The organism is Bacteroides sp. ET225, assembly GCF_024733745.1.
Lineage (GTDB): Bacteria > Bacteroidota > Bacteroidia > Bacteroidales > Bacteroidaceae > Phocaeicola > Phocaeicola excrementipullorum.
This window is the reverse complement of record NZ_JANRHN010000032.1, coordinates 1-13,756: the sequence shown is the minus strand read 5'-3', so window position 1 is coordinate 13,756 and position 13,756 is coordinate 1. Positions and strand designations below refer to the sequence as shown.

Annotated in this window: 14 protein-coding genes and 1 pseudogene; 2 read left to right on the top strand and 13 right to left on the bottom strand. The window is 52.0% G+C overall.

Annotated features, from left to right (window positions below; genetic code table 11):
- Positions 1-9: 9 nt before the first annotated feature.
- From NW212_RS12235 to frr, 5 genes are all read right to left on the bottom strand, one after another.
- Positions 10-1,329: a TolC family protein gene (locus NW212_RS12235; protein ID WP_258338922.1), complete on the bottom strand. Its 1,320-nt coding sequence runs from the start codon at positions 1,327-1,329 to the stop codon at positions 10-12.
- Complete coding sequence (locus tag NW212_RS12230; RefSeq protein ID WP_258338921.1) at positions 1,326-4,358, bottom strand: efflux RND transporter permease subunit; 3,033 nt, start codon at positions 4,356-4,358, stop codon at positions 1,326-1,328. Before NW212_RS12230 ends, NW212_RS12235 begins: the two co-directional genes overlap by 4 nt.
- Positions 4,359-4,376: 18 nt before the next feature.
- A complete protein-coding gene (locus tag NW212_RS12225) occupies positions 4,377-5,453 on the bottom strand; it encodes an efflux RND transporter periplasmic adaptor subunit (RefSeq protein ID WP_258338920.1) in 1,077 nt (358 codons plus the stop codon).
- Between the two features lie 31 nt (positions 5,454-5,484).
- A complete protein-coding gene (gene rsgA, locus NW212_RS12220) occupies positions 5,485-6,420 on the bottom strand; it encodes a ribosome small subunit-dependent GTPase A (protein ID WP_258338919.1) in 936 nt (311 codons plus the stop codon).
- An 82-nt stretch (positions 6,421-6,502) separates the two neighbouring features.
- The gene (gene frr, locus NW212_RS12215) at positions 6,503-7,063 is read right to left on the bottom strand and encodes a ribosome recycling factor (protein ID WP_258338918.1); all 561 of its coding nucleotides are present in this window, start codon (positions 7,061-7,063) and stop codon (positions 6,503-6,505) included.
- A gap of 255 nt (positions 7,064-7,318) precedes the next feature.
- Here frr and NW212_RS12210 point away from each other — a divergent pair, with 255 nt between their 5' ends.
- Positions 7,319-7,837, top strand: a complete 519-nt coding sequence (locus tag NW212_RS12210; RefSeq protein ID WP_258338917.1) for a histidine phosphatase family protein — start codon at positions 7,319-7,321, stop codon at positions 7,835-7,837.
- Positions 7,838-7,945: 108 nt separating this feature from the next.
- On the opposite strand, the gene pyrH is transcribed toward NW212_RS12210, so the two are convergent.
- The 4 genes from pyrH to NW212_RS12190 are packed head-to-tail and all read right to left on the bottom strand — an operon-like array spanning position 7,946 to position 11,174.
- Positions 7,946-8,656 (bottom strand): UMP kinase, encoded by a 711-nt coding sequence (gene pyrH / locus NW212_RS12205; protein ID WP_258338916.1) that lies wholly within the window; start codon positions 8,654-8,656, stop codon positions 7,946-7,948.
- A gap of 13 nt (positions 8,657-8,669) precedes the next feature.
- Positions 8,670-9,998, bottom strand: a complete 1,329-nt coding sequence (locus NW212_RS12200) for an MATE family efflux transporter (RefSeq protein WP_258338915.1) — start codon at positions 9,996-9,998, stop codon at positions 8,670-8,672.
- Position 9,999: 1 nt separating this feature from the next.
- Positions 10,000-10,815, bottom strand: coding sequence for a biotin--[acetyl-CoA-carboxylase] ligase (locus NW212_RS12195; RefSeq protein WP_258338914.1), 816 nt, complete (start codon positions 10,813-10,815; stop codon positions 10,000-10,002).
- Positions 10,809-11,174 carry a YraN family protein gene (locus tag NW212_RS12190; protein ID WP_258338913.1) on the bottom strand — a complete coding sequence of 122 codons (366 nt, stop codon included), beginning with the start codon at positions 11,172-11,174 and terminating at the stop codon, positions 10,809-10,811. The genes NW212_RS12195 and NW212_RS12190 overlap by 7 nt, the downstream gene beginning before the upstream one ends.
- Positions 11,175-11,210: 36 nt before the next feature.
- Here NW212_RS12190 and NW212_RS12185 point away from each other — a divergent pair, with 36 nt between their 5' ends.
- Positions 11,211-11,651 carry a nucleoside deaminase gene (locus NW212_RS12185; RefSeq protein ID WP_258338912.1) on the top strand — a complete coding sequence of 147 codons (441 nt, stop codon included), beginning with the start codon at positions 11,211-11,213 and terminating at the stop codon, positions 11,649-11,651.
- A gap of 43 nt (positions 11,652-11,694) precedes the next feature.
- On the opposite strand, the gene NW212_RS12180 is transcribed toward NW212_RS12185, so the two are convergent.
- From NW212_RS12180 to NW212_RS12165, 4 genes and pseudogenes are all read right to left on the bottom strand, one after another.
- Positions 11,695-11,961: a DUF4834 family protein gene (locus NW212_RS12180; RefSeq protein ID WP_258338911.1), complete on the bottom strand. Its 267-nt coding sequence runs from the start codon at positions 11,959-11,961 to the stop codon at positions 11,695-11,697.
- A 6-nt stretch (positions 11,962-11,967) separates the two neighbouring features.
- The gene (gene pssA, locus NW212_RS12175) at positions 11,968-12,681 is read right to left on the bottom strand and encodes a CDP-diacylglycerol--serine O-phosphatidyltransferase (protein ID WP_258338910.1); all 714 of its coding nucleotides are present in this window, start codon (positions 12,679-12,681) and stop codon (positions 11,968-11,970) included.
- A 3-nt stretch (positions 12,682-12,684) separates the two neighbouring features.
- Positions 12,685-13,374: a phosphatidylserine decarboxylase family protein gene (locus tag NW212_RS12170; protein ID WP_258338909.1), complete on the bottom strand. Its 690-nt coding sequence runs from the start codon at positions 13,372-13,374 to the stop codon at positions 12,685-12,687.
- A 201-nt stretch (positions 13,375-13,575) separates the two neighbouring features.
- Positions 13,576-13,756 (bottom strand): annotated as a pseudogene (locus tag NW212_RS12165) (hypothetical protein); the annotation flags it as partial.

The following is a 13,756-nucleotide window of genomic DNA, read 5'->3' as shown; positions in this document are numbered from 1 at the left end:
GCTGTTCTGCTATTTCAGATAGCGTGTGATTTGTCCGCTGAGCTGCAGCAGAGATATTTCACACATTTTGGTATCGTACTCGGCCGAAAGGATACGTTCTTCCGCATCCAGCAGACTCTTTTGGGCTTCGCGCATCTCAATGCCAGACAGATCCCCCAGCAAGTAGCGTTCTTTCGCTATTTCGTGGTTCTCTTTGGCCGAGATGAGATTCTGTCGTTCCAGGTTGAGCAGGCGGATATTGTTTCTGTATGCCTGCCAGAGATTGCTCAGGTCAGCGCGCAGCCCCTGTTCCAGCTCGTCGCGGGCGAGCTGCGCGTTACGGATTGCCAGACTGGCGTTCTTTTTCTCTCTGCGGCGGTTCCCGTCGAATATGTTGAATCCTACGGTAATTCCTCCGCTGAATCCCCAGTTACTCCGTTGGCGTGTAGCGTTTACGTCGTATTTGTTCAGTGTATATCCGTATCCTGCGTTCAGGCGCACATAAGGATAGTTCCGCGACAGGACTTTCTTGTAGTCCAGTTGGGCGATGGTTGTATTCTGGTCGGCCTGCAGCAAGCTGGCGTTAGCGTTGAGTGTTCCGTTCCATAATTCATTGAATTCCAGATGTTCGTTTACGTCAATCAGCGAGTCTTTCACTTTGATCGGACGGTCCATGTCTTTGGCGGCCATCAGTTCGTTCAGATTGATGCGCGAAGTGTGCACCAGTTCCCGCTGCTTGATGTATTGGGCGCGGTCGGCATTGAAGTCTACCGTTGCCTGCTGATAGTCCAGCCGTGAGAAATTTCCGATATGATACCGTTCTTCCACAATGCGGAGGCGTTCCCTTGAGAGGGTCACGGCGTACCGGAAGTTTTTCAGGCGTATTTCCTGCTGGATGTAATTGTAGTATTCTGCCGTAAGGTTCGCGATGAAGTCTTCGATAGCGATGCGCGTATTGGTTTTTCCCAAACGCTCCATTTCTTTCAACTGCTTGTAAGTTGTGCTGATGTTGAATCCGTCGAAGATGGTCCAGTTCAAGTCAATGCCCGCGTCCAAAGTCTGGTCGTAGACTCCCCGCACTTTCGTTGTTTCGCCGGTGCTTCGTGACTCCGAGTTGCTGTTGTCGTTGCTTCCGGTGTATCCTGCGGTCAGGTCGATGGTGGGCAGGTATCCCGCATTCCCCAGCGTGGCGTTGTTCTTGCTGACCAGCTCTTCATTGCGTGTGATGCGCAGCGAATAGTTGTTGGCAAGTCCTTCTTCCAGGCATTGCCTGAGGGTGTATGTGTATTGTGCCCGGGCAGACAGGCCCATGCCTGCCAGTGCTGCTAATATATACAGATGCTTTTTCATGCTTTCTTCTTTTTAGATCGGTCTGTTGAGATGTATGAATAGATTGCCGGTACGATATACATGGTCAGGAATGTCGATACGAGCATACCTCCCACAACGGCTGTACCCATGGCAATGCGCTGGTTGGCTCCTTCTCCCGTTGCGAATGCCAGCGGAATCAGTCCCAGCACGGTGGCTGCGCTGGTCATCAGGATCGGGCGTAGCCGTTGCAGGGCCGCATCGCGGATGGCATGCATCTTGTCTTCTCCCGCTTCCTGCTTCTGGTTGGCAAATTCCACGATCAGGATACCGTTTTTTGCTACCAGACCGATCAGCATGATGATGCCTATCTGACTGAATATATTCATCGTTATATCTCCGAAATACATGAATATCAGTGCTCCGGCAATGGCCAGCGGAACGGTGAGCATGATGACGAGCGGATCTTTGAAACTTTCGAACTGCGCCGAAAGAATCAGGTAGATCAGCACCAGGGCAAAGATGAAGGCAAACATCAGGCTCGACGAACTCTCGCGGTAGTCTTTCGAGTCGCCCGACAGAGCCGTGCGGAAGGTTTCGTCAAGCACCTTCTCTGCAATCTTGTCCATTTCGTCCAGTCCGTCGCCGATGGTCTTCCCTTCGGCCAGTCCCGCAGAGATGGTGGCCGACACGAAACGGTTGTAGTGGTAAAGTTTCGGCGGCGCCACGGTTTCGGCAAAGTCCACCAGGTTGTCCATCTGGATCATTTCTCCCTTGTCGTTGCGGATGTAGATGGATTTCACGCTGGCAGGCTGGTTGCGCTGCTGGCGGTTGATCTGTCCGAGAATCTCGTACTGCTTTCCGTTCATGTAGAAATATCCCATGCGCTGTCCGCTCAGCCCGTACTGCAGGGCCTCGCCGATATCGCGCACGTTTACTCCCATTGTTCCCGCCTTGTCGCGGTTGATGTTTACGTGCATCTCGGGACTGCTGAATTTCAGGTCAACGTCAGCCATCTGGAAAGTGGGGTTGTCGTATACTTCCGCGAGAAATTCGGGCAGCACTTCCTGAAGCTTTTCCAGACTGACTGCCTGAAGCACATACTGCACCGGCATACTGCTTTTCCGTCCTCCGAATGACGACTGCTGGCGGACGAACGACCGCGCTTTCGTGTGCTTCTGGACGGCTTTCGATATTTCTTCCGCCACTTCCATCTGTGTATAGTCGCGTTCTTTGATGTCTTTCAGGGTTATCTGGATGTTTCCGCTTCCGCTTGATACGCGTGCGGTGACAAATGCCGCGTCCGGGATGACAGAATCCACCAGCGCGTTTATTTCTTCGGTATAATCGCGGATATATTCGTAGCTGGCGCCTTCAGCCGCGCGCGTGTTGATGGTGATTTGCGAGCGGTCTTCCAGCGGTGCCATTTCCGAAGGAATCTGTCCCCAGAGTATGCCGATAAGCACCATTGTGACGATGACGATGGGGATAGCTACGGCTCTTCTTTTCAGAAAGCTTCTGAGCGAGCGCGAGTAAAGGTTGTTCATGCCTTCGAAGAAAGGTTCCGTTTTCCGGTAGAACCAGTTTTTCTTTTCCTGATATTTCAGCATTTTGGTGGCGAGCATCGGTGTGAAGGTGAGTGCCGCAAAGGCAGAGATGATGACCGAACCTGCCACGACAAAGCTGAACTCGCGGAAGAGCCGTCCGCTGGTTCCCTCCATAAAGACGATGGGGAGGAACACCGCCGCCAGTGTGATAGTGGTGGACACTACGGCGAAGAAGATTTCCTTGGCCCCTTCGATGCCTGCCTCAAACGGTTTCATCCCCCGTTCGATGCGGATGTAGATATTTTCGGTCATTACAATCGCATCGTCTACCACAAGTCCCACCGAGAGCACGACTGCCAGCATGGTCAGCACGTTGATGGAGAATCCGGCGACATACATCACGAAGAAAGCTCCGATGAGCGATACCGGAATCACAATGCACGGTATCAGGGTGACGCGCCAGTCGCGCAGGAACAGGAATATGATGATGATTACCAGCACGAATGCCTCATATACGGTGCTTTCCACTTCGGCGATGGAGGCGCGGATAAACCGCGTATTGTCGAATCCGTAGGTATACGTCACGTCTTCGGGCAGGTCTTTCTCCATCTGCTTCATGCGTTCGTATACAGCATCGGCGATCTCTATGTGGTTGGCTCCCGGCTGGGGAATCACTACAACACCCACCATCGGCACCCCATTCATCTTCATGTAGCTCTTCAGGTCGGCAGGTCCCAGTTCGGCGTAACCGATGTCGCTGAACCGGATGATGCGCCCGTTGTCTTCTTTCAGAATCACGTTGTTGAACTCCTTTGCAGTGTGCATCAGTCCCATGGTGCGCAGCGTCAGTTCCACTGTGTTTCCTTCGATGCTTCCGGACGGCAGCTCCAGGTTCTGTTCGTCGACCGCGTTCTTCACGTCGACGGGCGTAATTCCGTATCCTGCCATTTTCACAGGATCGAGCCACAGACGCATGGAGTAGCGTTTTTCTCCCCAGATGGATACGCTGCTCACGTCAGGAATGGTCTGGAGCTGTTCCTTGACGGTCAGGTCGGCGATTTCGCTCAGTTCGAGCAGCGAGCGTGTGTTGCTCTGGATGGCCACCATCAGGATGGGGCTGGCATCGGCATCAGCCTTTGAAACCGTGGGCGGGTCGCAGTCGCGGGGCAGATAGCGCTGAGCGCGCGATACCTTGTCGCGCACGTCGTTGGCAGCCGTTTCCAGATCGACGGAAAGCTCAAACTCTACTGTGATGCGTGACTGTCCCTGCTGGCTGGTACTCGAAAGGGAACGGATGCCCGGGATACCGTTGATGTTCTGTTCCAGCGGCTCTGTGATCTGGTTTTCAATTACTTCGGCATTTGCTCCCGGATAACTGCATGTAACGGATATGATCGGGTTGTCTACAGACGGATATTCGCGTACTCCCAGTGTGGTGTATCCTATCAGGCCGAACAGCAGGATAATCACGGTAAGCACGGTTGCCAGCACCGGCCGTCTGATACTAAGTTCGGATATGTTCATGGATGTAGGGAATTAGAGTTATTCAATACGGTCGATAATGACCGGCATTCCTGTGCGCAGCTGCAAGGTTCCCGAAGTAAGTATTGTGTCGCCGGCAGCCAGGCCTTTGATAACCTGTATTTCAGCTTCCGTGCGTATGCCTGTCGTCACGTCTACGGGATAAGCTTTCCCTGCGCGGTAGACAAACACCTTGTTCTTCCCCATTTCCGGAACGATGGCTTCCGAAGGAATGGCCAGTGCCTCTTTGATTTCCTCCTGCTTCAGGCTGATGTCGGCATATCGTCCGGGCAATAGTTCGCCGTTTCTGTTCGGGTAGAGCGCGCGCACGGTAAGCGTGTGCGTTTCGTCGTCTATGCGCGATTCGGTGGCATATACCTGTGAATTGAATTCATTCAGGAAGCCTTCTATCTTGAACGTCAGGTTTGTTCCCTTCTTCACCTGGCGGGCATAGCGTTCCGGCACGGCGAATTCCACTTTCAGCGGAGTGATTTTGGTGAGTTTGGCGATGACTGTAGTCGGCGAGGCGTATGCACCCGTGCTGACCTGCCTCAGGCCGATGATGCCGTCGAAAGGAGCGCGCAGTTCCGTCATGGCGATGTTTGCCTTGACGTTTTCGATGTCGGCGTTCAGGGTGGCCAGTTCGGTCTTCACCTGCTCGTAGGCTTCCTTGCTGACAGCATCGCGCTGCAGAAGTGCATTCTGCCGGAACACCCGGTCTTCAGCCAGCGGCATCTGTGCCTCCAGCCGTTTCAGCTGCGCCTGAAGCTGGCTGTCGTTCACTTTGGCCAGCAGCTGTCCTTTGGTCACGAAGGTTCCCTCCGTAAAGTTGATGTCGATGATTTTTCCGGAGGTTTCGAACGAAAGGTCCACTTCTTCGTCGGGCACCAGTTTTCCGCTGACAAAAAGTTCATCGGTCAGCAGGTGCGGTTTTACGATCTTTGCGTTGACATTCAGTGCTTTCTGGCTCTTTTGTCTGGGCGTGTCTTCCGTTTCGGCCAGTTCTTCATTTTCTTTCGGCGTGAATGTGTGGATGCCGGCGGCAACCAGTCCGCCGGTGATGATTACGATAATTCCCCATTTGATTCGTTTGTCCATAAGATGATGTGTTTTCAGGTAAAAGGATGTGTCAGTAGGCGGCCCGGTATTTCCCCTCCTCTCTGTCTTCCAGTATGTTCAGGTACGACAGGTAGCGGGACTCGCTTATGTAGTGTTTTTCAACGGCTTCCCGTACGGCGCATCCGGGTTCGTTCCGGTGCGTGCAGTTGCCGTATTTGCAGTTGGCTGAGAATTCAAAAATCTCCTTGAAGTAATGCCCCACCTCTTCGTCTTTCATGTCAAAGGTTCCAAAGCCCTTTATCCCCGGCGTGTCTATGATGTATCCTCCCTCGTCAAGGGGATACATCTCAGAGAAGGTCGTTGTATGCGTTCCCTTGTTGTGAACGGCGGATATTTCCCCCGTCTTCAGGTTCTGGCCGGGCAGAATGGCATTGATGAGCGTCGATTTCCCCACTCCCGAGTTGCCGGACAGCAGCGTGATTTTTCCGGCAAGCATTTTTTTTATTTCCCCAATTCCGGTTTCGTTCAGTGCGGAGATGCAGAAACACGGATAGCCTATGTGTGTATAGAGGTTGGTCAGGCCTTCCAGCAGCCGTTTCTCGTCGTCCGAGTAGATGTCGGTCTTGTTGAATATCAAAGCCACCGGCACACCGTACGCTTCGGCCGATGCCAGAAAGCGGTCGATGAAAATGGTCGATGTTTCCGGGTGGTTGACCGTGGCGATGAGCATGCACTGGTCTACGTTTGCCGCAATGATGTGCAGTTGTTTGGAAAGGTTGGATGCCCGGCGGACGATATAGTTTTTCCTGTCTTCTATTTCGGTGATGAAGGCCGTACCTTCCGTGTTCAACGTGATGTGCACCCGGTCGCCCACAGCTATCGGGTTGGTGCTTTTGAATCCTTTCAGGCGGAAGCTGCCTTTGATCTTGCAGTCCACCAGTTGTCCGCTGTCAGTCTTGACCTGATACCAGCTCCCTGTACTTCTTATTACCAGTCCTTTCTCCAAGTTCTTCAGATAGTTGATTGTTGGCCGTTGGCGGCTGGGAGGAGCGCCTGTTCCGGCCTTCCCTCCAGCCGCTTCAGCCGTGTTATACGGTCATGATTTCTTTGTCTTTTGCGGCCAGCAAGTCGTCAATCTGTTTGATGAACTTGTCGTGGATTTTCTGCAGTTTGGCTTCCGAATTTTTCTGTTCGTCTTCCGGCATGCCTTCTTTCACAGCCTTTTTCAGCGAGTCGATAGCGTCGCGGCGGGCGTTGCGCACACTCACCTTGGCCGTTTCTCCTTCGCCCTTGCATTGTTTTGCAAGCTGCTTGCGCCGTTCTTCGGTCAGAGGAGGGATGCCGATGCGTATGATTTCGCCGTTGTTTTCAGGCATGATGCCCAGTTCGGAATCGATGATTGCCTTTTCGATGATGCGGAACATGCTTTTATCCCACGGCTTGATGGCGATGCTTCTCGCATCGGGGGTGGTTACGGCTGCCACGTTGTTGATTGGCACCATGCTTCCGTAGGAGTCTACCCGGATGCCGTCGAGCAGGCGTACATCCGCTTTTCCTGCACGGATGTGGGCCAGCGCTTCGTCCAGATACATGATTGCCATATTCATTTTCTCTTCAGCTTCGCTGATAATTGCTTTTGAATCTGCCATATTACTTACAGTTTAAATAGATATTATTCTCAGAACAATGTTTTGTGAACAAAAGTAAGCTATTTTTTAGTCTTTTGCAATAGGTGGGCGAAATATTCGGGCGAACTTTCTGATTTTCATTTCGCCCGATTTTGTCCGTTGGGGTTTTGTTGCTACATTTGCCCCGCAAATGACAATTTGCCGTGAATGTCTGCTTTTTGCCGGTCGGGAACAGACGGACATTTATCTGTTTTTGTATATTCTTACTTATAAAATATGACTACACTTTATTTGGCTCGCCACGGGCAGACGGAAGAGAATCTGAAACGCATTTTTCAAGGGCATTTGCCCGGGATACTGACCGAAGAGGGGAAACGTCAGGCCGCAGAGCTGGGAGAAGCATTGGAGGAAATTGAACTGGACGCTGTGGTGAGCAGCGATCTTCAACGGGTGGTTGACACTGTCAGGATTGCGCTGGGAGAACGCCGGCTGCCATGGGAAACGACTCCTTTGCTCCGTGAGATAGACTGGGGAAGCTGGACCGGACTTTATCTGAGTGCCGTAGACAGGAACGACCCTCCGGCTGATGTGGAAACATGGGAGATGCTTTATCGGCGTGCCGGCAAGTTTCTTGATTATATTCGCCGGAATTATGACGGAAAGCGGGTGCTGGCGGTCGGTCACGGGCAGATCAACCGTGCTGTTCAGGCTTGGCTGGAACAGATTCCGGCAGAAGGCATGAATGTAATTCCGCTGATGCGGAACGGTGAGGTCAGAGAGTTTGCCCTGGACTGACGGTTTTTGCGGGAACACCGGCATGGAGCTTTCACCGCAGAGCCGGCAGAGGCGCACGCTCTTGCGCTTCCTTCTGTGGCGTTCCGTGCCTCTGCGGTGAATGCTGATTTAGTTGTGTACCAGCGTTCCGATATTTTCTCCGCCGATGACTTTCTTCAGGTTGCCTGCCGTATCCATGTCGAAGACGATGATGGGCAGGTTGTTTTCTTTGCACATGCAGGTGGCGGTCAGATCCATCACTTTCAGTCCGCGCGCCAGCACTTCGTCGTAGGTGATGTCGTCAAACTTGGTTGCTGTCGGATCTTTTTCCGGGTCTGCCGTATAGATGCCGTCCACACGTGTGCCCTTCAGCATCACGTCCGCCTCTATTTCGATGCCTCTTAATGAAGATCCGGTGTCGGTCGTGAAGAACGGGTTTCCGGTTCCTCCCGACATGATGACCACTTCGCCGTTTTCCAAAGCTTCGATGGCTTTCCATTTGGAATAGAACTCGCCGATCGGTTCCATGCGGATTGCTGTCAGGACACGCGCCCTTACTCCTTCTGCCGCCAGAGCGGAGCTAAGTCCCAGGCTGTTGATTACCGTGGCCAGCATGCCCATCTGGTCGCCTTTCACGCGGTCAAACCCTTTTCCCGCGCCTGTGAGCCCGCGAAAGATGTTTCCCCCTCCGATAACGATTCCTATCTGTACGCCCATCTCATGGATCTCTTTGATTTGCCGGGCATATTCGCCCAGGCGTTTTTCATCGATGCCGTACTTTTTTTCTCCCATCAGGCTTTCCCCGCTGAGCTTTAATAAGATGCGTTTGAATTTTGCCATGGCTGTATGTTTTTTATTGATTATTCGCAAAGGTAGAAAAAAATCCTTGACTGAGCAATTTTCGGCTCAGCAAGGCCTGCATTATTCCGCGCAACCCCAGGTAGGAAATGAAGGCCAGCCAGAGCGCATGGTTCCCCATTGTGCCGTGGAGCCCGTAATAGAGCAGAAAGAAGCAGGCTGATGCGATGAAAATGGCGCGCAGCATAATTCGGGTGGCGGTGGCTCCGATGCAGATTCCGTCGAGAAGAAAGGCCGAAAAGCCTGCGGCGGGGATGGCAAGTACCCATGCGAAATAGTCGCCTGAGGCGCTGATCACCTCCGTGTCATTGGTCAGCAGACTTAGGAAGTCTTTTCCTCCGATGCCGTACAGCAGCGTGAAGCCTGCCGCCAGCGCGGTGCCCCAATAGAAAAGATGGCGGACGGTTTGCCGGAATGCAGTGCGGTTTCCGGCTCCGGCGTATTTTCCCGACAGCGCCTCTCCGGCGTATGCAAATCCGTCCATGACGTAAGAAAACAGCGTAAACAGTTGCATGAGCAGCGTGTTCACAGCCAGTACGACATCACCGTATGCCGCTCCCGTGGAAGTGAAGAATACGGTTACGGCCACAATGCACAGCGTGCGGAAAAATATATCCCTGTTTACGTTGAAGAAGCGTTTCATCGCCTGCCTTTCAAACAGTCTGTGTCTTCGGACGTAGGGGCGGAGGCTTTTGTATTTGTGCCGGCACAGCAGGCACGCCATCAGCAGTCCGGCATATTGGGCGATAAGCGTTCCCAATGCGACGCCTGCCACTTTCATGTCGAGGGCGAATACGAAAAACAGGCTTGCGGCTATGTTGACGACGTTTTGCGTGATGGCGATGAACATGGGGTATCTTGAATTCTGCATTCCGATGAACCAGCCGATGAAGCTGTAGAGTCCGAGGGTGGCAGGAGCTCCCCAAATGCATATATGGAAATAGCGTGTGGCCATGTCCTGCACTTCCGGGCTGGCATCGATGAAGAAGAAGGCGAGGTGTCGGATGGGATATTGCAGGATGAGCAGGGCGGCGGCAAGCAAAAAGCTGACCGAAAGGGAGCGCAGCAGAATCCGGGTGATTTCCGCCTCGTTCCGTTGTCCGAAGGCCTGCGCCGTCAGTCCCCCTGTTCCCATGCGGAGAAATCCGAACACCCAGTAGATCATATTGAACAGCATGCCTCCCACGGCTATGGCACCGATATATGCCGCCGACCCCAAATGGCCGACAATGGTCACGTCAACCAGTCCCAGCAATGGAACGGTGATGTTCGATACGATGGAGGGTACGGCGATGTGCAGTATCTGTTTATCTGTCTGGTTCATCTTATGGTGCTGTTGTGTTGCTGTTTTTGTTGAGTCCGGTAAGGGTGGGGGATGGAAGCACGTATTCCACTTCCTTGAACATGTATTTTCTGATGGCTCCGTCTTCGTCTTCCAGCACGAGCTTTCCGCTCGGCTCAATGTCTTTGAAGGATGCCATGAACTCTCCCCCCTTATCTTTGTATTTGTGGAGTCCGTCTTTTCTGTACAGACATTGTTTGTATCGTGTCGTCAGCACGTCGGTCTGTTCCGTTTTCAGCAGTCCGAAATAATGTGCGGTCCGCTCAAGAATCTGGAGGAGCATATCCTTCGGGCAATACGTGTGTCCGGTGATTTGTTTCAGCGATACCGGATTGGGGGCGTTGCTTGCGAATCTTTCCTGATTCAGATTCACCCCCGTCCCCGATATGGAACGGCTTATGTGTGTGCCTGTCAGGTCGTTTTCGATCAGTGTCCCGCAAAGCTTCCTGTCTTTCCAGTAAATGTCGTTGGGCCACTTGATGCGGATATTGTCGGCAAACTGCGACAGCGTTTCCTTTAGAGCCAGCGCGGTTATCTGTGAAAGCAGGAACTGGCGTCCCGCTTCCAGGCGGCTGGGATAGACGACGAAGCTGAACAGGAGGTTTTTTCCTTTTTCCGATTCCCAGCTGTTTCCCCGCTGCCCCCTTCCTGCCGACTGGAAGGAAGTGTATACGCAAGTCAGGTCTTCCTGTCTGGTACGGTCGCATAATGCCTGCAGATACAGGTTGGTAGAAACCGTTTCCTCCAGAAAGACGGGCTCCGGGAAGTTTATCGTTCGTTTAAATAGTTCATTTACCATATGGGCGGCAAGAAAGCGTTTTCAATATGTTCTATGTCGAAAGGAGGCCTTTCTCCAATCAGTGTGATGATGTCGAATCTGACAGGCAGATCAATCTCAAACCGGTTGAGGTATGAGTCTGTTGATGATACGATATGGCGGATTTTGCGGTCGGTTACGGCTTCTTGCGGCTGGCCGTACTTGTCGTTCCTTCTGGTTTTGACTTCTATCACAATGAGCGTATGGTCCTTTTCGGCCACGATGTCGAGGTCTTTTTTTCCGTCGTGCCAGTCTGTGTGCCTGATGAGATACCCTTTTTGCTGCAGGAAAGAAACTGCCGCTGTTTCGCCTTCCTTTCCGAGTTCATTATGTGCTGCCATATTTTTCTTTTCGGCAAAAATACGTATTTTTGTGCAATGAATCAAAAGGATGATCTGTTTTATATGAAGCAGGCACTTCTTGAAGCCCGGAGGGCAGCCGATTGCGGAGAAGTGCCGGTGGGAGCTGTTGTGGTCTGCCGTGGTGTCGTTCTGGCCAGAGCGCATAACCTGACAGAGGCTTTGAACGATGTGACGGCCCATGCGGAGATGCAGGCCATTACTGCTGCGGCGAATGCGCTGGGAGCCAAGTATCTGACAGAGTGTACGCTTTATGTTACGGTGGAGCCATGTGTGATGTGTGCCGGAGCGATTGCCTGGGCACAGACAGGACGGCTTGTGTTCGGCGCGGCTGACGAGAAAAGAGGATACAGGAGGTATGCGCCTGATGCCTTGCATCCCAAGACGGAAGTCGTGGACGGAGTGATGGCTGAAGAATGTGCTGCTTTGGTGAAAGACTTCTTCAGGAAAAGACGTTGAGGGCAGGCTGGAGCTTGGGTGGTTCCTCTGCCCGGATAGAAAGTTACGGTTCTTTGATTTCTTCAAAGTCTACGTATTCGCCTTCGTCATCGTCAAAAACTTTCTTCTTCTTGGGCGTTTTCTGCTTTTGCGCAGCATTTGAATAATCGGCTGTGCCGGCTGTTTGCGAGCGTCTTTCGCGGCTGAAGTCCTGTCCCGTCATCTTTTTGCCTATGGAAAAGAACCCCTTTACGACACGCAACAGGATGACTGCCCCGATTATCAGAACAAACAGGAAGATAAATACTATGATTCCTAACAGATGCAGCATGAAAAATTATTTGTTGTTTTTTTTATAAGTCAGCAGCGAGAGCAGGATATACCATACTATCACAGCCGCGAATCCGCTCAGGCGGAAAACGACAAGCAGGGGAATGCTTGCGATAAGGAATATGTAGCGCACCTTGTTGTGTCCCCATGACAGGTCCTTGAACTTCAGCGAAAACATCGGAAGTTCCGCAACCAGAAGCAGCGACATGACAATAACCAGAACAAGCAGGTAAATGGCGTTGAAATGGGTCGAAACCAGAAATTCATGCCCTCCAACAACCAGCGATCCCCAAAACAGCGCGTTTGCCGGAGTCGGCATTCCGATGAATGAACTGGTCTGCCGTTCGTCAAGGTTGAACTTCGCCAGCCGCAAGGCTGAAAAGACGGCGATCAGAAAAGCGGCGTAAGGAAGTATTCCGGCCATTGGCAGAAGAAAGTCGGGATAGTGCATTTCCTTAAAAAGCGAAAACGCGATGGCTGCCGGAGCCAGTCCGAAAGTCACGTCGTCGGCCAGCGAGTCCAGTTCCTTTCCGATGGGAGAGGATACGCGCAGCAGCCGTGCCGACATTCCGTCAAAGAAATCGAATACAGCTCCTGTCACAATGAACAGGAGGGCTAGCTCATAATTGCTGTGAAATGCCATGTAGCACGCGATGCATCCGCTGAACAGGTTGCAACTGGTAATGGCATTCGGTATGTTTCTTACAATTGCGTTTGGCATATCTTATTTCAATCTGGCTATAACCGTTTCATTGCCCGTGGTTGCCTGCCCCATTTTTACGCAGACTTCTGTCCCTAGAGGCAGATAAACGTCCACTCTCGAGCCGAACTTGATGAAGCCCATGTGCTCGTCGATGTAGCAGTCATCTCCCGGCTCGGCATAAGTGACGATTCTTCTTGCCACCGCTCCCGCTATCTGCCGCGCCATTACGGTTTGTCCGTCCGGAGTTTCTATAATGACGGTAGAGCGTTCGTTTTCGGTGCTGGCCTTCGGCAGCCATGCTTTCATGAAGCGTCCGTTGTGGTGGGTCACTTGTTTCACCACTCCGTCCACGGGATACCAGTTGGCATGTACGTTGGTGATTCCCATGAAGATGGAAATCATCAGCCGTTTGTCATGAAAATATTCATGTTCTTCCACTTCCTCTATGACAACGATCCGGCCGTCTGCCGGTGCCACCACAACCTTTTCTGTATCTCCTTTGAAGATTCTGATAGGGCATCGGAAGAAGTTTACCATCAGTCCGTAAAGGATTATGCTGGCAAGCAATACGATATAAAAAGGTATCTTCCATGCCAGTCCCCAGTACAGCAGTCCGTTAGCGGCAGCCAGCAGCAGTGCTGCTATCAGCAGGATATGGGTTCCTTCATGGTGAATACGGATTTTCTTTAGTTTCTTTTTTATCTTATTCATTCGGATTCCGGTAAAAAGATCACTTTAATGATGCAAAAATAGATTTTATTTGAAAACTCTCCAAATAATGGGGATGAAAAAGCAAATAAATTCGAATGAATTGTTGCGAATCCCCGTCCGCCCAAATGCTTGCATAAATGGACTGTATGTGTCCGTAATGCGTTGTTCCAGACTTTTAAATGCAATGCGGCACTCCTATATTCAAAGCCTTTCGACGGCTTCCGCATCGAGTCCGGTGGCTTTGGCGATGGACGCAGCGTCAAGCCCCATCTGCTTGAGGTTTCTCGCTACGGACAGCCTGCCCTCGGCAATGCCTTCTGCCCGTCCTTTCTCAATGCCTTTCTTGATGCCTTTTTCAATGCCTTTGCGCATACCGCTGTTA

What these genes read in the sequence shown, in the direction of transcription:
- NW212_RS12235 (WP_258338922.1), bottom strand. Translation starts at nt 1,329, where the DNA reads ATGAAAAAGCATCTGTATATATTAGCAGCACTGGCAGGCATGGGCCTG.
- NW212_RS12230 (WP_258338921.1), bottom strand. Translation starts at nt 4,358, where the DNA reads ATGAACATATCCGAACTTAGTATCAGACGGCCGGTGCTGGCAACCGTG.
- NW212_RS12225 (WP_258338920.1), bottom strand. Translation starts at nt 5,453, where the DNA reads ATGGACAAACGAATCAAATGGGGAATTATCGTAATCATCACCGGCGGA.
- frr (WP_258338918.1), bottom strand. Translation starts at nt 7,063, where the DNA reads ATGGCAGATTCAAAAGCAATTATCAGCGAAGCTGAAGAGAAAATGAAT.
- NW212_RS12210 (WP_258338917.1), top strand. Translation starts at nt 7,319, where the DNA reads ATGACTACACTTTATTTGGCTCGCCACGGGCAGACGGAAGAGAATCTG.
- pyrH (WP_258338916.1), bottom strand. Translation starts at nt 8,656, where the DNA reads ATGGCAAAATTCAAACGCATCTTATTAAAGCTCAGCGGGGAAAGCCTG.
- NW212_RS12200 (WP_258338915.1), bottom strand. Translation starts at nt 9,998, where the DNA reads ATGAACCAGACAGATAAACAGATACTGCACATCGCCGTACCCTCCATC.
- NW212_RS12195 (WP_258338914.1), bottom strand. Translation starts at nt 10,815, where the DNA reads ATGGTAAATGAACTATTTAAACGAACGATAAACTTCCCGGAGCCCGTC.
- NW212_RS12190 (WP_258338913.1), bottom strand. Translation starts at nt 11,174, where the DNA reads ATGGCAGCACATAATGAACTCGGAAAGGAAGGCGAAACAGCGGCAGTT.
- NW212_RS12185 (WP_258338912.1), top strand. Translation starts at nt 11,211, where the DNA reads ATGAATCAAAAGGATGATCTGTTTTATATGAAGCAGGCACTTCTTGAA.
- NW212_RS12180 (WP_258338911.1), bottom strand. Translation starts at nt 11,961, where the DNA reads ATGCTGCATCTGTTAGGAATCATAGTATTTATCTTCCTGTTTGTTCTG.
- pssA (WP_258338910.1), bottom strand. Translation starts at nt 12,681, where the DNA reads ATGCCAAACGCAATTGTAAGAAACATACCGAATGCCATTACCAGTTGC.
- NW212_RS12170 (WP_258338909.1), bottom strand. Translation starts at nt 13,374, where the DNA reads ATGAATAAGATAAAAAAGAAACTAAAGAAAATCCGTATTCACCATGAA.